This is a genomic window from Lacticaseibacillus camelliae DSM 22697 = JCM 13995, from assembly GCF_001436615.1.
Classification (GTDB): Bacteria; Bacillota; Bacilli; order Lactobacillales; family Lactobacillaceae; genus Lacticaseibacillus; species Lacticaseibacillus camelliae.
In genome coordinates this window covers 1-21,542 of sequence record NZ_AYZJ01000004.1, presented here as the reverse complement: position 1 = coordinate 21,542, position 21,542 = coordinate 1, and the positions used below count along the sequence as shown (strand labels likewise).

Genomic DNA, 21,542 nt, shown 5'->3' with positions numbered 1-21,542 from the left:
CATGGCCTTTCTGGTCTAGTCGTCAGGGTGTTGCACTTGAATTGTAAACTGGGGGAATTTTTTAGCGAGAATATAACAATCTTTATGGTGCTTTTCAGTGTGGGTCTTATCTTGGATGCTTTAATTGCTCATGAGCACGTGGCGCCATGGCATTGGATGGTCCTTGCGACGAGTCTGATTGGTGCTCTGCTGATGTTCATTAATCCTGCATATATGAACGCCGCGGAAAATACGGATGGCTATAAGAAAATTTCGTTCAGTTTCACTTACTTGGTTCAAAAAATTTACAGTGTCATGATTCCCAACATGTTTACGAATTATGCGTGGTTACTGCTACTTGTTGCATTTACCTTGGGTGCCCTTTTTCTGGGCAAGAAGGACACCAAATCATATAAGGATTGGATCAGTTGGTGGCTGGTCAGCGCATACCCCGTCTATGTTCTATTTTTCTACGGCAAGATGCAATTTGGATCTGCTGTTTTAACCGGCTATCTGTTGATTGCTTTCACGATCGTGTATTTTCTGGCCTTACTTGAACTCATCTTTAAGTGTCTAGAGGGGGTCAAGCTGCGGCTCGGTTTGATTGTTACGATTTCAATTGGTGCCGTTTCAGCGCCCTTGCTGATGGCTGATCCAATAGGACCGCGGTCGTTTTATGGGACCTTTATTTTTTGGGTACTGCTTGAGCTTTTGCTGCTGCTTGCAGTGGCCGAGCGCAAGCCCCATTGGCAGCCGATGCTTGGTACACTTGGTAATAGTGTTGCACTGACTGCAATGTTATTCTATCTTCTCACTTTTTCTTATTCATATTACGGGCAGATTAATCGACAACGGATGATTGATCGAGCAATTGAGACAAACCAAAAGGTTCTTAGATTGCCAGATTTACCGAATAAGCAGTTTGTGTGGAAAACTAGTACCAACGAACCAACTTGGAACGCGCGATTCAAGAATTTTTACCATATTCCGAAACGGATTAAGGTCATTTTTCCACAGACGCCAGATTATGCTGAATACCGTCAACAGATTGAGGAGAAAAAGTGAAAACACTGATATCAAGAGGCAAGGCGTGGCTTGAACGAAAAAAGTTGTGGGACATCTTTACCTACGTCTTTTTTGGTGGGCTGACAACACTTGTTAATATTGTGACATTCGTGGTGGCGACTCACGCGGGAATGAGTTGGTGGATCGCCAATTTTGTTGCCTGGGTTCTTTCGGTACTTTTCGCATTTGTCACGAACAAACTCTGGGTTTTTAATTCTCATACGGGCACCATAAAGGCACTGTTATGGGAATTCTCAAAGTTTATTTTTGCGCGGGTGCTGAGTCTAGGGATAGACTATGGCTTCATGTTTCTTTTTATCACGATTCTTGGGATGGGAGAGGGACTGTCAAAGCTGCTGACACAGTTTGCGATTGTCGTCGCTAATTATGCTTTCAGTAAGTTTGTCATCTTTAAGAATAAGCCGACGGATAACTAGGCATACTGCTTTGCAAGATTCACAAGGCTATTCCAGCCGGCTGAAAGCTAAAAGGATCAAAAAAGGATGGAATTATTAGGTAGCTTTTATGGATAATGAAGTGTACGAACCTTTATGATGAATAGATCATTTCTTGTGCATGCTGAAGCTCGCTGATGAGAACCAAGGGCTTATGACTGGTTTTATGTTACCGTTTAATCACAATCGTGAATAATATAACACTTTACTTGAATACACGTGTATGATTTAAAATCTAGTCAGTTGTATTTTTACGTGCAATTCGAGGGAGAGAATAACTTTGAATAACGATCTCAAGCAGGTAAGACGGATGGACATGAAATTAGCCGGTCTTTTTTTATTGGTAGCGGCTGGATTTCTTATTGGGCAGCCTGTTCAGGCTGACACCAGCACTATGACCACCGTCACAGACGCCGGTGCAGGTGTCGAGAAGACACTATCGGTGTTTGACTTGAATATGCACGCCAATAATCAGCAAAATGATAGTCAAAATCACACCATGGGTGGGGTGCTGACAGACGAAGCGTTAAAGGCCAGTATCGATTCGAGTGGGTCAACAAGCAGCCTCCACTATTTGCGGATGCCTGCTAGTATGCCTGAAGCAAGTGTGTCGGAATGGGTCAAAGTGGCTCAGCAGGTCGCAACAGCGGATCGCATGAAGACGGGCCGGACTCAGGAGATCATTTTGACTGATGCCACAGTTGCCACCGTTCAAATCGGCTCAAGCAGTATTCCCAGGGTTGATGCTGTTGACGTCTCGTCTTATCAGGACTGGATGACGCAGGCAGACTTTACCAAGCTAAAACGTCTTGGCGTTAGTACGGTGATCGTCAAGGTAACTGAGGGCAGTAGTTATACGAACTCAGCTGCTAAGACTCAAATTGCTTATGCGAAAGCCGCGGGACTGAAGGTCGATGTTTATGATTATATTCGGTTCACCTCAGCTAGCCAGGCGCAAGCGGAAGCGAGATATACTGCGTCTGCGATGGAAGGCTTGGGCCTGAGTAAGGCTACTTTGATTTTTGCGGATATCGAAGAAAATTCTGTGCCGGCAGCGGATTTGACGAACTATTGGTCAGCCCTGAACGCGGCGGGTTACAGGAATCATGGCGTCTACACCGGTGGTGGTTATGCCGAAAGCGCAACCGCCATTGCCAGTGTTGGAAGTGCCAAAACCTGGTACGCACAGTATCCAGACACGCCAAGCGCCAGTTCACTTTGGGACACCAGTTATGGGGCATGGCAGTTCTCCAGCAGCGCGCAGATCCCAGGTGGTTCGACCAGTGGAATGGTTGATGTCTCGCATGACTATCAAGGCTTGCTGAAAGGGTCAAGTACCGTGGCGGCACAAGGACCGTGGATCGCCGATAATCAGTATGTCACGGTCACTCACACTGGCTATCCGCTGTACAGCGATTTTAATTGGACTGTGAAGCAGCCAATCAGTAACGTTTATCACAAAACATACCACGCCACTGGCCAATACCATCACCAAAATGGAAGTACATACCTGTCTCTTTATGATAATGGCGGCCGTTGGCAGGGGTACATTAACGTAAAAGGCGTGGACGTTTCGGGGGGCCAGCAAGGCGTTCATTTCGCCGATGATCGGTATGTGACCTTTACCCACAGTGGGTACCCGCTTTACAGCAGTTTTGCTTGGGATGTGAGACATTCAGGCAGCAGCGTTTATCAGAACACCTATCATTCGACAGGCATCTATCATCATTTCAATGGGGCGACTTATCTGTCGCTTTACAATGGCATTGGTGCTTGGATGGGTTATGTCAATGCGAACGCTGTCTCGGTCGCCAGTGGCCAGCAAGGGCTTTGGCAAGCAAAATCAGGCTATTTGATGGCGAATTCTAGTGCTGACACGATTTGGTCCAGCTTCAATTTTACCAAAGGTGTTAAAACCACCAAGGGCAAGTATCTTCGCGTCAACGGCATGTACCACCACGCTAACGGTTCTGTCTACTACTCGGTTTACGATCCTAACACAGGCGCCTGGAAAGGTTACCTGAATGCGAAGGCAGGAAGCTTTCAAACCACGGCTGCAGGGCCGAAGCAGCCTGATAATCGATATGTCACGGTGACTCATACTGGCTATCCGCTGTATAGTTCTTGGAATTGGGCCATCATCCATACTGGCAGTTCGGTTTATCATCAAACGTTCCACTCCACGGGGATTTATCATCATATTAACGGCGGCACGTATCTGTCACTTTACGATGTCAATGGGATATGGGCCGGATGGATCAATGCCAACGCTGTCGAGGTCGGTAGTGGCCAGCAAGGACCATGGTTCGCAGATAATCGCCGCGTGAAGGTGACGCATGTTGGTTATCCTTTGTATTCTAATTGGAACTGGTCCGTGCGTCATACCGGTAGTTCTGTGTATGGTCGGACCTTCAAGTCGACGGGGAAATATTATCACTTCAATGGCAGCACCTACCTTTCGCTCTATGACAACAGCGGTGCTTGGTACGGCTACATGAATGCAAATGGGGTTGAAGTCGTTCGATAATAGTGACTATTAGAAGGCGCAAACGCTGCTTCTGTAGATCACTGTTCAACCTGTTCTCATCATTAAGATGGCAGGACGACTGGCCCGGATGTGCTATTTACAACCGAATAAGAACCATCTCACATCTGTAGGACAGTTTTGTTGGCTAAGGCTAACGGGGTTGTCTTTTTTATCGATAATATTTCGAATGTGTGTCAATTCGGCGGTAGGGTTGATTCATGTTATTTAAGTGGATAGTATTACAATAAAGCTTTAAATTTATAGCAATTTTTAGGATTGGAAAATGGGGTGGGTTGGAATAATGAGTATATCAAGGTCCAAGGTGTTCTGGGGGAGTGTGTTTATTGCCTCTTCGGTTCTTACTGCAGAGGTGGCGATGCAGCAGCCGGTTGATGTCGCGGCGGCGCGAATCACCACGGGTCAGTTGCACGTGCAGTCGTCAATCAACACATACATTGCCCAGCAGGGATTTCAAACACCGGCCATCACGAAGGAACTACACAAGTTTGAGATTTTTCCTTACAAGACGTCGGATGGCTTACCAAACGGGATCGTTTTTCACCAAACTGACGATAAGGACAGTTATCTTGCTAGAGAAGGCGCCGACTACGAAATTAACTACGGTTGGCAGACGGCCTTTGTCCATACGTTCATTGATGACAAAACAATCTTGAACATTCATGATACTGACTATGGGTGCTGGGGCGCAGGCCCTAAGGCCAATGCGCGGTTTGTTCAGTTTGAACTGGTGACAGCCAAGAATCGCACGGCCTTTGCGAAATCTATCAATAACGCGGCGTGGTACACTGCATACCTTGCAAAGTATTACGGAATCCCGCTGACGTTGGCACGTTATAACTACGGACTGGGCGGTCTGTGGACACATGCCGATGTGTCTCATTATTTGGGTGGTACCGATCATACTGATCCGGATGGCTACTTGAAAAAGTGGCATTATTCACTGAACGAATTCCTGGATCTGGTCAAAATTTATGCCAATGATCCATCGATGCCTGCGCCGCGTGGACCGCTTCAGGGTAAGAAAGTGGCCGCGGATGAGTATGTAACCGTGACCCACACGGGCTATCCTGTTTACTCGAACTTTGGGTGGAAGATTAAGCAACCCATCAGTAATTTGTATCAAAATACCTATCACGTGACCGGGCTGTATCACCATAAGAACGGTAGTACCTATTTGTCGTTATATGATCAAAATGGTGCCTGGCAAGGTTACATCAATGCCAATGGCGTTGCTAAGGCCCCGGGGACGCAAGGCGCATGGATGAAGGCATCTGAGTATGCGACATTCACACAGGCCGACCAGCCGATTTACCGTGACTTTTCCGGTCAGGCGTCTGGCAGCACCACGGCCGAAGTGGGCCAGACCTTCAAGGTGGCAGGTCAGTACCACACCTTCGCAGGGGTGCGGTATCTGTCGGTTTATCGCCAAAATGGCCAATGGCTGGGTTACGTCAAGCCTGAAAGCGTCAGCGTTGCGAAAGGCGCTCAGGGGGCTTGGCAGAAGAAGAACGGTTACCTGAATTTGACCAGCAAGAATTACACTATTTGGTCATCGTTTGACTTCAAACGCGGCACCAGCACTGGCAAGTATGCAGCGTTGACAGTGACTGGAATGTACCATCATGCGAACGGTTCGGTATACTACTCAGTAACGGATGCCAAAGGCAAGTGGATTGGCTACGTAAATGCCAACGCTGGGACGGTTGTGACCTCCGCGCAGGGTGCGAAGATCTCGGCGGATCGCTATGTCACGGTCACGCATACCGGCTATTCGGTATACTCCGGTTTTGATTGGCACGTTAAGCAGCCAATCAGCAATCTTTATGACAAGACCTATCATGTGACCGGCGAGTACCATCACCTCAATGGCGGTACTTACCTGTCGCTGTACGATGCCACTGGCGCTTGGCAAGGCTATATCAATGCCAACGGGGTCTCCAACGCTGCCGGTCCACAAGGTGTCTGGTTGAAGGCAGACAAGTATGTCACCCTCACTCAGAACAATCAGCCGTTGTATCAGGGATGGACTGGTCAGCCTGCAACGACGACGAATTCCGAATACGGGAATACGTTTAAAGCTACTGGTGAGTATCACGCCTTTGATGGTAGCCTTTATCTGTCCCTGTACCGTCAAAATGGGCAGTGGCTCGGCTACGTTAAGCCGGATGCTGTGACCGTCTCTAACAACCCTCAGGGCCCATGGCAAGCGCAAGGCGGCTTTCTTCAGGGAGTCAGTCCAAACTACACTATCTGGTCCTCCTTCAGCTTTGCTCATGGAATCAGTTCTAAAGGCCATGCTTCACTGAAAATCAATGGCATGTATCACCACGTGAACGGCGCGGTTTACTACTCGGTTTACACCACCAGCGGTAAGTGGCTGGGCTATCTGAACGCGAAAGCCGGCACCTTAACTGTCAGTGGTGGCCAGCTTCAGACCAGTCACTTGACGCCAGCTCAACAGTCATTTCTTTCTCAAGTAACGGCGGCGGTAGTCCCTGTGGCCGACAAAAATAACCTTTATGCCTCTGTAATGGCTGCGCAAGCTATTGAAGAGACAGGCTGGGGCACGAGTGCGTTGTCGCAGCAGGCGGACAATTATTTTGGCATCAAGGCCGGCAGTGGCTGGACAGGCGCCACGACAACCGTGACCTCGCCTGAGGTGGTTGACGGTCAAACCGTTCAACTGCCTGGTACGTTCAGGAAGTACAATTCTCTTACGGACTCCGCGACCGACTACGCAGCGAAGATCCGCACAGGTGATACCTATCAAGGCACATGGCGAGAAAATGCCCAAAATGGCTTAACCGCTGTGAACGGTTTAGGCTCGTGGGCAACGAATCCTGCTTACGGGACCGCTTTGAAAAACCTGATCACCAAATACAATTTAACGGCCTTGGACTACGAGTGATGATTGCAGTCACTCTGGCCTCTAATTGAGGAGAAGAATCGTCACGACGGTTCTTCTTTTTGTTTGAGCTGGATGGCTATAATAGAACCTAGGCGTATCGATAAAGAAAGTGAGTCATTTCATTTATGAATAAAAATACTCGGACATGGTTGGTTCCACTTCTGATTGCACTAGGAATAGCGGGTATGGGGGCGGCCAAACCACAGGGCTCATATCACGCGGATGGTCATTACGTCACGGTGATCAGCAAGAATTACAACACATACAGCAGCTTTACTTGGCGCAAGAAACAGTCAACGCGGGCGCTGATCGACCAGACATTTCTTGCAAAGGGTCGATATGACCATAGTAACGGCAGCCATTATTATTCGCTCTATACTACCGCAGGCAAATGGTACGGCTATGTCAACTCGCGCGCGACCACTGTGGCGCCAGGGATGCAGGGCCTTTGGCACAGGACAAATAAATATGTGAGCCTGATCAAAAAAGGTTATCCCCTTTGGCTAAGCTTTTTCGGTAGCCAGAACAGCAGCAGTTCGGCGCACTATCAGCAGACTTACCATGCCACGGGATACTATCGTGCGGCCAATGGGGCCACTTATCTTTCCTTGTACACCAGCGATGGACAATGGCAAGGGTACATCAATCAGGTCGCCACCAAGGTGGTGGCTGGGCCCCAAGGCAACTGGCTTAAGACAAATTTTTACGCAACAGTGACTAATTCTGCGTATCCATTGATGAAAAATTTTGCTGGCTTACACACTGACGCGAAGAACTTATACCAACAAACCTTTCACGTAACAGGTGAATATAAGCCCACAGATGGCCAAACCTATTATTCTTTATACAATGAAAAAATTCAGTGGGTGGGCTATCTCGATGCACGCGCGGTGAAAACCGTCGGCAGTGCGCAAGGCGCATGGCTGGCCCACCACGAAACGATGATTGTGGCAAAGGTGGGGTACCCATTTTGGCCGCGGCTTTTTTCCGGGAATGTTAAGAATACCAGTGCTTATATCGGCCAAGCGGTCACCATCAATGGCATGTACCACCATTTGAACGGGGGGACCTATTACTCGGTATATCAGGCCGGGCATTGGCTTGGGTATGTCAACGCGGCCGCTTTATCTGCTAATGCTGTTCATGTGGCGCCTGGGTTTGCCATGTCTGCGCATCGCGGGGACCATGCGGTGGCGCCTGAAAATTCTCTTGCGGCGATCACTGCTGCAAAGGATGCCGGTTACGGCATAGTTGAGATGGACATTCGAGAAACCAAAGATCATCAGTATGTCCTGATGCACGATGACACGATTGATCGCACGACAAATGGAACGGGCAAAGTCGCGAGTCTGACATTAGCACAGGTTGAAGCAACTACACTGAATGTCTCAGGTTATCCAGCACTTGTGGGGCAAACACTCCGAGTCCCAACCTTTGATCAAGCCATCGATGCAGCGGCAGCAGACGGATTGTTTGTGAACTTAGATGGCTCTAAGGAAAACTGGGCAGATCAGGCTTTTACCGATCATGTGGTGGCTAAACTAAAGGCTGATAATATTTACGCCAGTTCATTCTTCGTCCTGTCGAATGCGACTCTTCGGAAGACTTTTATGACCAGATATCCAGATGCCAGGATAACTTGGCTATACTCTGCTCAAGCCGGCATTAGGCAGACTTTGGCTGAACTGCGCACATACCAGCACTCACTGCTGACAATTGCCGACACCCAAGTTACGCCGGCAATCATTGCAGAAGCCACAAAAGATGGTATTCCGGTGCATGTTTATGGGGTGAACAACGTTGATCGTGCTTCTGAACTTAAGGCCGAAGGGGTTACATACATTGAATCCGATTCTGTAACACCCAGCCAACTAAGTATTCAGTGACAGTGGGAGATAAACATTCATGCGGTTCCGCCGACTGAGCCATGAGGAGGTAAGGCATAATGAAACTGTTGATTACCGGTGGGGCAGGCTTTATTGGCGCCAACTTTGTTCGGTATGTCTATATAAACCATCCGGACGTTGCCATCACGATTCTTGATAAGCTGACCTACGCGGGCAATCGGGTGAACTTGACAGGCTTACTAAAAGCGCGTGTGAGGCTGGTCGTGGGGGATATTACCGACGAAAGCCTGGTCGATACCTTGATGAGTCAGACCGATGTTTGTGTCCATTTTGCCGCAGAAAGTCACAACGATAACGCCTTAGTTCACCCCAAGGAGTTTTTACAGAGTAACGTGATTGGGACATACACACTGCTTGAGGCGGCGCGAAAGTATCAAGTTCGGTTCCATCATGTTTCTACTGATGAAGTATACGGTCAGTTGCCGCTGGAGCCGAAGTCAGCCAAATTTACGACCAGCAGCCGTTATGCGCCTTCAAGTCCCTACTCGGCAACGAAGGCCGCCAGCGATATGTTGGTTCAGGGCTGGGTGCGCTCGTTTCACGTTCGGGCCACTATTTCCAATTGTTCGAATAACTATGGCCCGTACCAGCACATCGAGAAGTTCATTCCGCGGCAGATCACCAACATTTTGAGCGGACGCAGGCCAAAATTGTATGGCAGTGGCAAAAATGTTCGCGACTGGATCCATGTTGAGGACCATTCACGTGCAATTTGGGCAATCATCACCCGTGGCCACATTGGTGAAACCTACCTGATTGGCGCAGATGAGCAGCATTCCAACCTTGAGGTGGTCGAAACGTTGTTGCAGTTGATGGGGCAACCCAGTGATGCCTTTGACTACGTTGCTGATCGGCCTGGCCATGACGCACGCTACGCAATCGATGCGTCTAAAATTCGGCGTGAACTGGGATGGACACCTTTGCACACAGACTTTAAGGGTGGGTTAGCGCAGACGATTGACTGGTATCAACAGCATTGCGACTGGTGGCAGAATCAAAAGCGGGCAGTGGAGGCGCGGTACGCGCAGCATGATCAGTAGTACAGAAAAACGGCACCGGCCATTTGCTGACCGGTACCGTTGTTAGAAAACATGAGCCTACTTTGCGAGGATCTTCAATGTGTGAGCGATCCCAGTTGTCATGCCGAACTGAGCATGCCAGCCTAAAGCCTGTAGTTTTGCCGGGTCCAGTAAAGCCTTTGTGGCCTTGCTGAAGCCGGCTTTTTCGGTTGCGTCTGGCAAATCGAAAACGACCTTTGTCCCTGCTGCGTCGGCAATGGTTTGAGCGAGGTCACGAAGGGTGACGTTTGAGTCAAGATCCGCAATGTTATATGCCTCGCCGCTGAGACCTTGGAGCAGTACGGTAAGCAGACCAGAGACGGCATCGGCAACATAGGTGAACGAATAAAGTTGCGTCCCTTTGCTCTTTAAGACGATATTCTGCTTGGTAAGGCCGTTTTCCAGAAACTGAGCAATGGCCTTTGAGTCTGAGCTGGCCATTGTTGGGCCATAAGTGCGGGTGAGGCGAGGGATGACGACATCCAGCCCTTTTTGCGTCTTGTAGGCTTGACATAGCGCTTCGCCGGCGCGCTTTGACTCAGGGTAACCCGCGCGTAAAGTATTGGAGTTCAGATAGCCACAATAGTCTTCATCAAACAGGTCGACATCGCCTCGGTTTTCGCCGTAGATCTCGTTAGACGAGGCAAAGGCGAAGCGTTCGCTGTGATGGGCAACGGCGAAATCAAGCAGGTTCTGGGTGCCAATGATGTTGGCGGTAATCGTCCCGATGGGATCAGTGGCATAGGCCCGTGGATGCGTGTTGCTTGCAAGGTGTAAAACGAAGTCCACTTGGCCAAGGGCTAAATCGGTCATGGGCTTGTTGACGTCGTGGCTGACAAACGTGAACCGGGGATCGGCCCAGTAGGCACCAAACTTAGCTTTGGCGTGTTCTTCGCTGCGTCCTAGTGCAAAGACTTGCAGATTGAGATTCTCATGCAAATTTTTCTGCATGAGTACATCAACCAGAAAACTGCCAATCAAACCGCTGGCGCCAGTGATGAGAATTGATTTATTTGCCAGCTTTTGCCAAGGCAGCGCTAGTCCCGTGACAGCGTCCACGTCCTCGCGGTAGAGTGAATGATCAAGCATTGCGCCCTCCTACTTTAACCAGGTGTCTTTGTCGAGGTTGAGGTAAGCTTTGAACATTTCCAGATTTTCTTTTGTTGTCAGTTTAATGTTCATATCAGAGCCCGCAGCGAAGTGGAGCTTTTCACCGAGCTGAACCATCATGGTGTTGGTGTAGTTTGAGCCCTCGATTCCAATGTTCTTCTCAAATGCCTCGTGATAGCGGTCGTCGAGCGTCTTGAACTTGTAGGCCTGAGGCGTTGAAACCCGGCGCAGCGTCTCGCGGGGGATGTACTGCGTCGTAGTGGAAGGGTCATCCTTATCGATGACGAAGATCTGTTCGTTGTAAGGCATTGAGGTGACTGCATTGCCATACTGCTGGCACTTCACGATGACATCCGTGAGCACTTCATCGTCGACCAGTGGCCGCACCCCGTCATGGATGATAATGGTGTCGTCAGCTGAAGCCTTATCTTCGAGGTTATAAACGCCGTTGCGAATCGACTCCTGGCCACTATTGCCACCGGTGACGATCCACTTGAGTTTAGTGATATTGAACTGCTTGGCGTAAGCCTGAACCACGTTTTGCCAGCCGTCGATGCAAACCACTTCGATGGCATCGATCTGCGGGTGCTTCTGAAAGCTCTCTAGCGTGTAGATCAGTACTGGCTTGTCGTAGACGTTGATAAATTGCTTGGGGATTTCTTGGCCCATGCGGTGGCCGGAACCGCCGGCGATAATGACTGCAATATTCACGTGATGACCTCCTGAATTGGGTGATAACAATCAGTTTAACGTCTATTATTATACCCTATCCGCGGGTTTTTCTCAGGAGACAGACCAATCATGCAGCCAGTCGTAACCGAATGTTTGAAAAGCGTCAGTGCTCTGGTCACCAAATCACACGAGGTTGGTTTGATCCGATTCGCAGGTGATCGTGTCAGAAGTTAAACCTTCACCCTCTTATTGGCCTCGTACTCGAGCCATTCCGCCTGCTTGTCCCGCAGATCAGCTGGCACGCTGGGTAGCCAGTCAACTGGCCGACCTGCTTTCAACCAGTTTTTGCGGAACCGCTCGAGTGGGACCAGCAATTCGGCTCGATTGTATTGGTCCTTGATCAGCTTGCGCTCGACCACCGGCTGGCGAGGGGTGGCCCGAAATACGGATCTTACCCCACCGCGGGCTGAGTGGTTTGGGGCCTCCAGCCACGCCACGCGCGCCCGACCGCTGACAGCGTGCGAGAGCAAAGAAGAATTTTTCAATAAATAGGCCGGGCGGCTGTTTGCCAGTAGCGTTGGTGCGGCTTGCCGGCGAATCGCGAGCTGCTTGTCGTGAACGATTGCCAGTTGCACTAACCAGACGTGGCGTTCGCGGCTGAAAATCCGATTTTCCTCATTTTGCAACCTGTTCAGGCCAATCTTCCCTGCGAGGTACTGGTTGCGGAAATTAGTGACGCGCGCGAGTTGGTCGTCACGTCTCAGCATCCCAGTCCAAAAATGTGCAAGTTCGTTACGGTCAAGGGTGACAATGCGCTGGCGCACCCGTTGCACTGCTTTTTGCTGTGAGGCCCGAGTGACGTTGATGGCCGCGACTTGACCGGAGACGCGGATCCTTTCACCCAGGGTCCAAACGTGTTTCTGGTGGGCCAGCGCCGCTGTGAATTCGACGCTGATCGGTTGGCTGCTGAGGGCCAAGGGCACGCCATTGCGATTCCAAAAGCGGTCAGCGTAAAGGACTAGCAGCGGTAGACGGACGGTGTCGCCTGCCGGGTCGATCATGTAACGGTTGAGCCCGTTCATGACCCAGCCCTCAACCTGCAAAAAGCCACTAGTTTCAGTCATGAAGAACACTTCCTTCACTTTGATGGCGTCAGTTTACACCCGGGTCAGACATAATGAAAAAAATACGCTTGAGATGATCTTAACAAGCATTTGCAAAACTGCCTTAATTAAAGGTAATCTTCATTAACGCACCGAGAATATTGAACACGTAAAATAGTCATGTGAATTAATCTTAAAATAATTTACAAGATCGAGACAATCAATTTATTGACAGCGCTTTCTTTCTGTGAGAGAATGGTCTCGGATGATGGGAGGGCGAGGAAGGAACAACCTCGTCAGAACCACCCGGAAACTTCCTGGCGATCCGACCTGTACTTCAGGGTTGACCAGGCATGCTGAGCCTTCCGATCGGTTTGGCGATGAAGACTGCGTGAGAAGCGCAGGGCCCTTCCAGGGCGCATGGCAGGATGCTGCTATCACTTTTCCTAACTTAATAAAGCGACTCAAAGCGGTGACGTGGCGAGGATAGCAGGCAGGGGCAACCCTGCAATAAGGGCCACCGGGGTTACACCTGGTGGCAGGGGACACCATTTCGAAAGGGATGGCGCCCTTTGTGTGCTTAAGATTAGTATGCAAAATGCCCTTGGGTCGGCCAGTGCGACTCAAGGGCATTTTGAGTGGTTACATGAGGCTTTTGATCAGCACGGCGACTAGCGCAATTGCCAGGATGGCGGCAATCACCAACAGGATGTGCCGGATGATACGGCTTTTGACCAGCCAGGTAGTGGCGCCGGTCAGCGCCCCCAGCAGCACCAGCGCTAGTAAAGCAGACGTAGTTAGGCTCATTTACCCACCACCTAAGCCAGCGCGTGCAGCGTAAACACGGTGTGGCGCTCAAAGGCTGCCCCCGGCATCAGCGTGAACAGCGGCGTGGTTGGATAAATGGCGATCGCAGCGTGCGGCGCGCCGGTGATGCCGTTAAAGTAGTGGGCGGCGCTGAGGTCGGCAAACGAGTCAACGGTCAGCCCCTTGGCTTCAGTGGACACCGTCAAGGCCCAGTCGTTGGCCACCAGTGAGGCCTGAGTGGCCTCGGCGGTCAGCGTTCGCTCAGGAATCGGCACCGGTTCGGCGTCCAGGCGCAAGTGCTGATCCATCACGCTTTGGGCGGGATCGCCGGTCAGCGCGAAGGCGACATTCAGCCGCGGCCGGATTCGAATCTGCGTATCCGTTTCGATGTGCCAGTCGACCGTCCAGCGATTCTGGTTATCAAGTGTGTGCACGATGCTGATGCGGCGGCTGCCCGGCAAACCGTCTTGGTGGTCGCCAAGCGTTAGGGTGAACTTGACTGAGACGTGATCGTCTTCCTGCTCGGTCTCCGCATCCCAGTTGTAGTTCTGCCAGCCGGTGCGTCCGGAATCAGGCGGCAGTTCAGGGCTTTCCCCTTGCACTGGGCCAATCACAGCACCGAAATGGCCCGGATCTTCTGCGTAGTCCTGGAAAGTGATGAACCCGATGCTGAGATTGGGGTCAAACTGGTCGCGGTTGGGCAGGCGCACCTGCTGCACCCGCGCACCGAACGTCAGGAAATTCAGGGTCATGTGGTGATCATTCTGCAGCGAGTACTGCATGACGTTTTCCGACCCCAGGCGGTAGAACACTTTAGAGGAGATTTTCAAAAGAGAGCGCTTCCTTTCGTCTATCATTTAATGGTACCGAACTGGTGGTCAACATTCAATGAAAATTCGCCCACGCACTTTAGTCACTTCTGGTAGTATTGAGGAAGTGCTTTAGGAAAGGTGATTTCATTGAAACGACTTGTTCAGGCCATGCGGACCTTTTTCCGCCGCCTATACTGGCTATTAACGCTCGGGTTTGGGCTCGCTTTGGTTTATTCTTTTTTCGGCCGGACCTATTTGAGCCAGTGGCGCAGCTATCTTGATCTGGCCAGCTTCATCCTGATTGTTGGCTGGGTGGGGGTTAACGCGCTGCTGGTGTACCACCATCATTTTCAGTTCCGCGACCTGCAAATGGAGGAAGTCGACCAGATGGACGGCGAGGAGTTTGAGCGGTTCTGTGTCTACCTCCTGCGGCGAAACGGGTTTAAGCGCCTGAAGACCACCAAGGCCTCAGGTGATCAGGGCATTGACATCATTGGCACGAAGAAAAAGAAAACCGTGGGCTTTCAGTGCAAGCGTTACGAGGGGCAAGTAGGGAACAAGGCCGTCCAAGAGGCCTATTCCGGGCACAGCTTCTACCAGTGCGATGAGGCCGCAGTGATCACCAACTCGGAGTTTACGGACGCCGCTAAGGAGCTGGCGGATCAGCTGGAGGTCATGCTGATTGACCGCCCGCACCTCAAGCGCCTGATGCGCCGCTTGCCCAGCTGATCAGTTGATCACCAAGACATTGGCCACCTGCTGAAAGCCGAACAGTGGGCGTTTGCCGGCCTTTTCCTGAACGTAAAGGTAGCGGGTCCGCAGCTCCGGCTTGTCGAGCAGAACTGCCAGCTCCCAAAGGTGAAGGGGGTGGCCACTGGTTTTGGGCACGAGGATTGCTTGGCGCTCGTCGTTGATCTCGGCGGTTGCAATTTTATCCAGATTGGTTTGAACGCCGTCAGCCCGCAGCTGAACGAGCGTTTTTTTATTTTGGTCGGCAAATAGTGCCAACAGGTCGATCACGCGCATGGGCCCACCTCTTTTGCTGTCTCTATTCTACCTGAAGTCGGCCATTTTGTAAGATTTCTTAAGGCCAAACCGGTGGGTGCGTGCGGCCGTGTATAATTGGATTCAAGTAAAAATCGAAGGAGCGATCTCATGACAGAAGTGGTTATCGTCAGTGCGGCTCGGACACCAATTGGCAAACTAAACGGGGTGTTGGCCCAGGAATCCGCCGTCGCCCTGGGTACCTGCGCGGCGAAGGCGGCAATCGCGCGCGCCGGGATCGACCCGCAGCGTATTGACCAGGCCGTGTTCGGCAACGTCCTGCAGGCGAATAGCGGGCAGAACGTGGCGCGGCAGATCGCCCTCAAAGCGGGAATGACCACGGAGAGTTCAGCGATGACCGTCAATGAGGTCTGCGGGTCAGGGCTCAAGGCGGTGCGCCTTGGCCAAAGCGCGATTCTGCTGGGTGATGCGGACATTGTATTGGTTGGCGGCACCGAAAGCATGAGCCAGACGCCTTACTACACAACGAAAATGCGCGCCGGTCACGCGCTGGGCAATGTCGAAATGGTCGATGGCGTGATGCGCGACGGGCTGACCGATGCGTTCACGGGTCTTCCGATGGGCATCACCGCAGAAAACGTGGCGGATCAGTTTAGCGTGACGCGAGAGGCGCAGGATCAGTTTGCGCTGACATCGCACCAGAAGGCCGTCGCCGCGCAGCAAACCGGCTCGTTTACCGACGAGATTGTCCCAGTGACGGTGAAGACGAAGCGCGGCGAGGTCGTGGTCAGCCAAGATGAGGGCCCCCGCCCAGATACGAGCCTCGCCAAACTTGCGAAGCTCCGCCCGGCCTTCAAAGAACACGGCACAGTGACCGCCGGCAATGCCAGTGGGATCAATGACGGCGCCGCGGCGCTGGTCCTGATGCGCAAGGACCTGGCCGAGCAGGAAGGCATCCCTTATCTCGCGACAATCAGCGGTTACAGCGAAGGGGGCATTGACCCCAACTTCATGGGTTATGCCCCGAAGCGGGTGATCGAGAAACTGCTCAAACGAACTGGGACCCAGTTAGATGACATCGACCTATTCGAAGTCAATGAGGCGTTTGCGGCCCAAAGCATTGCGGTAGCCAAGGAGCTGGACCTGGACGCCGCCAAGTTGAACGTCAATGGCGGGGCGCTGGCGCTGGGACATCCCCTGGGGGCGTCAGGGGCGCGCGTGCTGGTGACGCTCCTCTACGCCCTGCAAAACCGCGATCAGCACACGGGTGTTGCCGCGCTGTGCGTTGGCGGGGGCATTGGCGTGGCCATGCAGGTGGCGCGGCCATGACGAAGTTTTATGAAAAAACGCCTGCGGCTCGGCGTCAACAGCTGATTGAAGAGGGCATACTGTCGAACCGAGGCGCTGACTGTCTGGCCGAAAAAGGCCTCGACGATGCCGTCGCTGCCAATCTCATCGAGAACCAGATTGGCCAGTTTGCCCTGCCGCTGGGTGTCGTCCGTAACCTCACGGTGAACGGCACCGTCCGGCAGCTTGCAATGGTGACCGAGGAGCCCTCTGTGGTGGCCGCCGCTAGCAACGGCGCCCGCCTGGCTAACTTGAACGGTGGGGTGAAGGCGTCTGCTGGGCCGCACCGCGTGATTGCCGAAGTCGTGTTTGATGACGTCGCGGATTTTGACGCGGCAAGTCGGATGATCGACCAACACCGTGAGATGTTATTTGCGGTGGCGAATGCAGCTCATCCCTCGGCGGTCAAGCGGGGCGGTGGTCTAAAGCAGATCACCTGCGAGCAGCGCGATCGCTTTTTGATCCTGCAACTGACGATCGATCCCAGTCAGGCGATGGGGGCGAACTTGGCCAACACGATTGCCGAGGCCGTGGCCGCAGCCGCCGCTGGTTTGCTCGATCAGCCCGTCTTGGTGGCGATCTTGACCAACGGCAGCAGCGAGCTGGTGAGCGCCGAGGTGACGCTGGATCCGAGTACGATTGCGACGGCGCCAGGCAACGGGGCGACCATCGCGGAAAAAATTGCCGCGCTGAGCGACTTGGCTCAATGTGATCCGCTGCGTGCGGCCACGCACAACAAAGGCATTATGAATGGCGTTGAGGCAGCCGTGCTCGCCACTGGGAATGATACGCGCGCGGTGGCTGCGGCGGTCGGTGCTTATACCCAAGGCAAAGCGCTTAGTACTTGGCAGCTGGCAGGTGGCCAGCTAGTTGGCCACATCAAATTGCCGCTACCAGTGGGAGTCGTCGGCGGGGCGATTTCAGCCTTGCCCAAGGCGCAGGCGGCCTTAAGCATGGGCGGCATTCGCACGGTCGCAGACCTTCAGATGAGTCTGGCTGCGCTTGGGCTGGTGCAAAATTTGGCCGCTCTGCGCGCCCTGGCCGGGCCAGGAATTCAGGCTGGGCACATGGCGCTGCAAGCCAGAGCACTCGCCATCGCCGCTGGTGCCACTGGGGATGAAATCGCGGCAGTCGCCGACCGGTTGCCGGCGCAAGCACGCGACTTGGCGTCTGCGCGCAAGGTGCTCGAAGAATTAAGGGGGAAGCATTAAATGAACATTGGCATCGATCAAATCGGGTTATACAGTCCCGAATTCTTTATTGATTTGCGTCAGCTCGCAAATGCGCGAGGCGTTGATCCGGATAAGTACACCATCGGGATCGGTCAAGACGAGCAGGCGGTGCCACCGTCAAGTCAGGACGTGGTCACCATGGGGGCCGCGGCAGTGCGCCAGATTCAAGTCAGTATCGACTCGGCGCGGCTTGGCCTCATTGTTCTAGGCACGGAAAGTGGCATTGACGCCAGCAAAGCCGGGGCGCTTTTTATTCAAAAGCTGACCGGCCTGCCGGAAACGGCGCGCACGCTTGAAATTAAGGAGGCCTGTTACGGTGGCACGGCTGGGCTCATGATGGCGCGCGATTATGTTGCCGCGCATCCGCGTCGGCAGGCGTTGGTGATCGCCGCAGATATTGCGCGTTACGGGCTGAACACGGCCGGTGAGGTCACCCAAGGCGCCGGTGCGGTGGCGATGCTGATCAGCGCCGAGCCGCGGATCCTGGTCATCAATGATGATTCGGTGGTCCATGCCGAGGACATCGGTGATTTTTGGCGGCCAGTGTACACGGATCAGGCGCTGGCCCGCGGCAAATATTCCACTGAGCAGTATCTGCACTTCTTCGCGCTGGACTGGGCCGCGTATAAACAGGCGACCGGGCGGACGCTCAGCGATTTTAAGGCGTTGACCTTCCACCTGCCGTACACAAAAATGGGGCTCAAGGCCCTGCGGCAAGTGTTGCCGGAAGTGGACGCCACTAAGCAACAAGATCTGCTGTTGCATTTTGATCACAGCATCCAGTACAGCCGGCGCATCGGTAACATTTACACGGGCTCGCTGTACTTGGGCCTGCTGTCACTGCTAGAAAATGATGACAGCTTGGCAGCAGGGGATTTGCTGGGCCTGTTTTCGTACGGGTCGGGTGCCGTTGGGGAGTTCTTCTCTGGCGCGTTGGTTGAAGGTTATCGGGATCAGCTGCACGGCGCGGCACACATTGGCGCGCTGAACGCCCGGCGTCAGCTGAGCGTCGCGGAGTATGAAGCGGTTTTCCAGGACGCAGTGCCCTACGCAAAGGCGGATTACCGCACGGATCCCAATTACTTTGCCGGACCGTTTGTTCTGACCGGTGTCACTGGCCAGGAGCGCCAGTACCAGGCTAATTAGCGAGTTAAGCCGCCTATCGGGCAACCTGAGGGGCGGCTTTTTGAATGGCGAGACAGTTTGGTGTAAGCGCGCTCAGTACCTGTGTTAAAGTATGACTAACGGTGTTTTTCTAAATTTGCTTGTATTTGGTAAGCCGTTTGCGTATACTAAAAGACGTTGATACTTATTAATCGTAAGTAGAATAATTCTGGAGGCGAGAGCATGACTAAGATCAATGCAGCAGACGCTGGACTGAAGGTTATTGAGAGTTGGGGCGTCAAGAATATATACGGGTTGCCTGGTGGCTCTTTCGATTCGACGATGAACGCGATTCACAACCGCAAGGACACCCTGAATTACATTCAGGTGCGCCACGAAGAGGTCGGAGCCTTAGCCGCAGTCGGCGAGGCGAAGGTCACGGGCAAGATCGGGGTGACTTTTGGTTCAGCCGGCCCTGGCGCTGTCCACCTGCTGAATGGTTTGTACGATGCTCAGTGGGATCACGTGCCGCTGCTTGCGCTGGTGGGTCAGGTCCCGACCAGCGCGATGAACACCAATTTCTTCCAGGAAATGAACGAGAACCCGATGTTTGCGGATGTTTCCATTTATAATCGCACCGTGATGACCGCCGAGCAGTTGCCTGCCGTGATCGACGACGCCATTGCGCAGGCCTACGCCAAAAGCGGGGTGGCGGTGGTCACGATTCCGAAAGACCTGGGCTGGCAGCCAATCGAGGACAACTATGTTTCTCGCGCCGCCGACTACCAGAAGCCACTGTTGCCAGAGCCGCCAGCAGAGAAGATCGCGGCTGCGGCCAAGATCCTGACCGAGGCGAAGCACCCATTGCTCTACGTCGGCAACGGGGCGCGAGGTGCGCGTGAAGAAATCATCGCACTTTCCGAAAAACTGCACGCACCGATTTTGACCTCTGCCCTCGGCAAGGGCATCATTCCGGATTCCTACAAGGCTAACATGGGCTCGGCAGGCCGGGTGGCCTCTAAGCCTGGGATCGAGATCGCATCCAACACTGATGCTGTCCTGTTCCTTGGCTCCGACATGCCGTTCCAGAGCTTCTTCATCGGTCCGCAAGCCAAGTACATCCAGGTCGACATCGACAGTGCGAAGTTCGGTCGTCGGCACCACGTCGATGTCCCGATTTTGGCCGACGCGAAAAAGACAATCATTGCCTTGACCGACGCCATCGACCAGCAGCCCGAAACCGGCTGGTACCAGGCGGCGCTGAAAGACAAGCAGAACTGGGCCGATTGGATGAAGTCGTTTGAAGATGACGATGAGACGCCGCTGCGCGTTGAACCGGTCTTCAAGCAGATCAATGATATGGCCACCGACGATGCGATTTTCCAAGTCGACGTCGGCAATGTCACCATTAACGGCATGCGGTACTTGAACACCGACAAGCACCAGCGCTTCACCACCAGTGGCTGGTACGCGACGATGGGCTATGCGCTGCCGGCAGCGATTGGCGCGCAGGCTGAGTACCCGGATCGCCAGGTTTGGTCGATTTCCGGTGACGGCGGTTTTGCGATGGTCATGCAGGACATCCTGACGCAGGTCAAGTACCACATGCCGATCATCAACGTGGTGCTGACCAATGAGTCGCTTGGCTTCATTGAGGCCGAGCAGGATGACACCAAGCAGCCGCATTCCGGGGTCGATTTGATCGACGCCGATTACGGGGCTGCCGCAGCCGCTTTGGGTGCGACCGGCTTTGAGGTCCACACGCTGGCCGAGCTGAAGGAGGCCTTTGCCAAGGCTAAGGCCGCTGATGGTCCCGTTGTAATCGACGTTAAGATTTCTGACTTGCGGCCGATTCCAGTCGAGCAGCTGGTTCTGGACAAGAAGACCCAGGATCCGGCCGCCGTTGATGCCTTCGTTAAGAAGTATCACGCCGAGAGCTTGATCCCGTTCCGTCAGATTCTAGAGGACGAAGAATAATCTATTAGTTAGCAATGGCGTCTCCGCGTCAAACGGAGACGCCTTTTTTATTGATTTAAGAGATTTTTTGAGTCGAAATATGTGATAAAATACGCTCATATCACTTGGAGGTGCATAATGAAAAACATCAAACGCGTCATAGTTCTAGGGACAGCACTGCTAAGTGTTTCGAGTGCGGTTGGGGTGACCGTGGCCACTCAAACACCCAGTGCTGAGCGCGTCCTAGCTGCGGCGACAACGCCACAAGGGCCAGCAGTGACCGACGGACGGTACGTGACCGTTAAGACGCCAAATGCAGTGTCGTGGAGCAGTTTTAGCTGGCACCAACGCGAAACTGGTACCGCACTCTACCAGCACACCTTCTTAGCCAAAGTGCGCTATCAGCATCAAAATGGGCGCCCCCAGTTTACAATTCAAGTGCAACACCTTAGCGACTAGACCAAAAAGGCCATG

18 protein-coding genes are annotated in these 21,542 nt (G+C 52.8%); 12 read left to right on the top strand and 6 right to left on the bottom strand.

Annotation, left to right across the window (positions count from 1 at the left end; all coding sequences use genetic code 11):
• The 6 genes from FC75_RS00810 to rfbB form a co-directional block, all read left to right on the top strand.
• The coding region (locus FC75_RS00810; protein WP_235808682.1) for a DUF6056 family protein at window positions 1-1,044 on the top strand (1,044 nt) is incomplete at its 5' end.
• Complete coding sequence (locus tag FC75_RS00805) at window positions 1,041-1,481, top strand: GtrA family protein (RefSeq protein WP_235808681.1); 441 nt, start codon at window positions 1,041-1,043, stop codon at window positions 1,479-1,481. The genes FC75_RS00810 and FC75_RS00805, both read left to right, overlap by 4 nt.
• 412 nt (window positions 1,482-1,893) lie before the next feature.
• Window positions 1,894-4,026, top strand: a complete 2,133-nt coding sequence (locus FC75_RS00800) for a GH25 family lysozyme (protein WP_162261089.1) — start codon at window positions 1,894-1,896, stop codon at window positions 4,024-4,026.
• A gap of 301 nt (window positions 4,027-4,327) precedes the next feature.
• Window positions 4,328-6,955: a glucosaminidase domain-containing protein gene (locus FC75_RS00795; protein WP_162261088.1), complete on the top strand. Its 2,628-nt coding sequence runs from the start codon at window positions 4,328-4,330 to the stop codon at window positions 6,953-6,955.
• A gap of 125 nt (window positions 6,956-7,080) precedes the next feature.
• Window positions 7,081-8,841 (top strand): glycerophosphodiester phosphodiesterase, encoded by a 1,761-nt coding sequence (locus tag FC75_RS00790; RefSeq protein ID WP_082623068.1) that lies wholly within the window; start codon window positions 7,081-7,083, stop codon window positions 8,839-8,841.
• A gap of 59 nt (window positions 8,842-8,900) precedes the next feature.
• Window positions 8,901-9,902 (top strand): dTDP-glucose 4,6-dehydratase, encoded by a 1,002-nt coding sequence (gene rfbB / locus FC75_RS00785; protein ID WP_054665305.1) that lies wholly within the window; start codon window positions 8,901-8,903, stop codon window positions 9,900-9,902.
• 57 nt (window positions 9,903-9,959) lie between these two features.
• On the opposite strand, the gene FC75_RS00780 is transcribed toward rfbB, so the two are convergent.
• The 5 genes from FC75_RS00780 to FC75_RS00765 form a co-directional block, all read right to left on the bottom strand.
• Window positions 9,960-11,009: an NAD-dependent epimerase/dehydratase family protein gene (locus tag FC75_RS00780; protein WP_056988782.1), complete on the bottom strand. Its 1,050-nt coding sequence runs from the start codon at window positions 11,007-11,009 to the stop codon at window positions 9,960-9,962.
• A gap of 9 nt (window positions 11,010-11,018) precedes the next feature.
• Window positions 11,019-11,741 (bottom strand): IspD/TarI family cytidylyltransferase, encoded by a 723-nt coding sequence (locus tag FC75_RS00775; protein ID WP_082623067.1) that lies wholly within the window; start codon window positions 11,739-11,741, stop codon window positions 11,019-11,021.
• Window positions 11,742-11,932: 191 nt separating this feature from the next.
• Window positions 11,933-12,826, bottom strand: a complete 894-nt coding sequence (locus tag FC75_RS00770; protein ID WP_056988780.1) for a hypothetical protein — start codon at window positions 12,824-12,826, stop codon at window positions 11,933-11,935.
• A 621-nt stretch (window positions 12,827-13,447) separates the two neighbouring features.
• Window positions 13,448-13,612 (bottom strand): hypothetical protein, encoded by a 165-nt coding sequence (locus FC75_RS12585; RefSeq protein ID WP_156314472.1) that lies wholly within the window; start codon window positions 13,610-13,612, stop codon window positions 13,448-13,450.
• Between the two features lie 11 nt (window positions 13,613-13,623).
• On the bottom strand, window positions 13,624-14,442 hold the full coding sequence (locus FC75_RS00765) for an aldose epimerase family protein (protein ID WP_054665905.1): 819 nt from the start codon (window positions 14,440-14,442) through the stop codon (window positions 13,624-13,626).
• 150 nt (window positions 14,443-14,592) lie between these two features.
• Here FC75_RS00765 and FC75_RS00760 point away from each other — a divergent pair, with 150 nt between their 5' ends.
• The gene (locus FC75_RS00760) at window positions 14,593-15,153 is read left to right on the top strand and encodes a restriction endonuclease (protein ID WP_056988792.1); all 561 of its coding nucleotides are present in this window, start codon (window positions 14,593-14,595) and stop codon (window positions 15,151-15,153) included.
• Here the strand turns inward: FC75_RS00760 and FC75_RS00755 are convergent, their stop codons facing one another.
• Entirely contained in the window at window positions 15,154-15,450 is a 297-nt protein-coding gene (locus tag FC75_RS00755; protein ID WP_056988779.1) for a hypothetical protein, read from the bottom strand. It lies immediately after the preceding gene.
• Between the two features lie 129 nt (window positions 15,451-15,579).
• On the opposite strand from FC75_RS00755, the gene FC75_RS00750 reads away from it, so the two are divergent.
• The 5 genes from FC75_RS00750 (at window position 15,580) to FC75_RS00730 (ending at window position 21,527) form a co-directional block, all read left to right on the top strand.
• A complete protein-coding gene (locus FC75_RS00750) occupies window positions 15,580-16,758 on the top strand; it encodes an acetyl-CoA C-acetyltransferase (protein WP_056988777.1) in 1,179 nt (392 codons plus the stop codon).
• The gene (locus FC75_RS00745) at window positions 16,755-17,987 is read left to right on the top strand and encodes a hydroxymethylglutaryl-CoA reductase (protein ID WP_056988775.1); all 1,233 of its coding nucleotides are present in this window, start codon (window positions 16,755-16,757) and stop codon (window positions 17,985-17,987) included. The genes FC75_RS00750 and FC75_RS00745 overlap by 4 nt, the downstream gene beginning before the upstream one ends.
• Window positions 17,988-19,154, top strand: a complete 1,167-nt coding sequence (locus FC75_RS00740) for a hydroxymethylglutaryl-CoA synthase (protein ID WP_054665910.1) — start codon at window positions 17,988-17,990, stop codon at window positions 19,152-19,154. It begins immediately after the preceding gene.
• A 201-nt stretch (window positions 19,155-19,355) separates the two neighbouring features.
• Window positions 19,356-21,089 carry a pyruvate oxidase gene (gene spxB, locus FC75_RS00735; protein ID WP_056988773.1) on the top strand — a complete coding sequence of 578 codons (1,734 nt, stop codon included), beginning with the start codon at window positions 19,356-19,358 and terminating at the stop codon, window positions 21,087-21,089.
• 117 nt (window positions 21,090-21,206) lie between these two features.
• A complete protein-coding gene (locus FC75_RS00730) occupies window positions 21,207-21,527 on the top strand; it encodes a hypothetical protein (RefSeq protein ID WP_056988771.1) in 321 nt (106 codons plus the stop codon).
• Window positions 21,528-21,542: the final 15 nt, after the last annotated feature.

What these genes read in the sequence shown, in the direction of transcription:
- FC75_RS00745 (WP_056988775.1), top strand. Translation starts at nt 16,755, where the DNA reads ATGACGAAGTTTTATGAAAAAACGCCTGCGGCTCGGCGTCAACAGCTG.
- FC75_RS00790 (WP_082623068.1), top strand. Translation starts at nt 7,081, where the DNA reads ATGAATAAAAATACTCGGACATGGTTGGTTCCACTTCTGATTGCACTA.
- FC75_RS12585 (WP_156314472.1), bottom strand. Translation starts at nt 13,612, where the DNA reads ATGAGCCTAACTACGTCTGCTTTACTAGCGCTGGTGCTGCTGGGGGCG.
- FC75_RS00750 (WP_056988777.1), top strand. Translation starts at nt 15,580, where the DNA reads ATGACAGAAGTGGTTATCGTCAGTGCGGCTCGGACACCAATTGGCAAA.
- spxB (WP_056988773.1), top strand. Translation starts at nt 19,356, where the DNA reads ATGACTAAGATCAATGCAGCAGACGCTGGACTGAAGGTTATTGAGAGT.
- FC75_RS00755 (WP_056988779.1), bottom strand. Translation starts at nt 15,450, where the DNA reads ATGCGCGTGATCGACCTGTTGGCACTATTTGCCGACCAAAATAAAAAA.
- FC75_RS00740 (WP_054665910.1), top strand. Translation starts at nt 17,988, where the DNA reads ATGAACATTGGCATCGATCAAATCGGGTTATACAGTCCCGAATTCTTT.
- FC75_RS00770 (WP_056988780.1), bottom strand. Translation starts at nt 12,826, where the DNA reads ATGACTGAAACTAGTGGCTTTTTGCAGGTTGAGGGCTGGGTCATGAAC.
- FC75_RS00730 (WP_056988771.1), top strand. Translation starts at nt 21,207, where the DNA reads ATGAAAAACATCAAACGCGTCATAGTTCTAGGGACAGCACTGCTAAGT.
- FC75_RS00780 (WP_056988782.1), bottom strand. Translation starts at nt 11,009, where the DNA reads ATGCTTGATCATTCACTCTACCGCGAGGACGTGGACGCTGTCACGGGA.
- FC75_RS00760 (WP_056988792.1), top strand. Translation starts at nt 14,593, where the DNA reads ATGCGGACCTTTTTCCGCCGCCTATACTGGCTATTAACGCTCGGGTTT.
- FC75_RS00800 (WP_162261089.1), top strand. Translation starts at nt 1,894, where the DNA reads ATGACCACCGTCACAGACGCCGGTGCAGGTGTCGAGAAGACACTATCG.
- rfbB (WP_054665305.1), top strand. Translation starts at nt 8,901, where the DNA reads ATGAAACTGTTGATTACCGGTGGGGCAGGCTTTATTGGCGCCAACTTT.
- FC75_RS00795 (WP_162261088.1), top strand. Translation starts at nt 4,328, where the DNA reads ATGAGTATATCAAGGTCCAAGGTGTTCTGGGGGAGTGTGTTTATTGCC.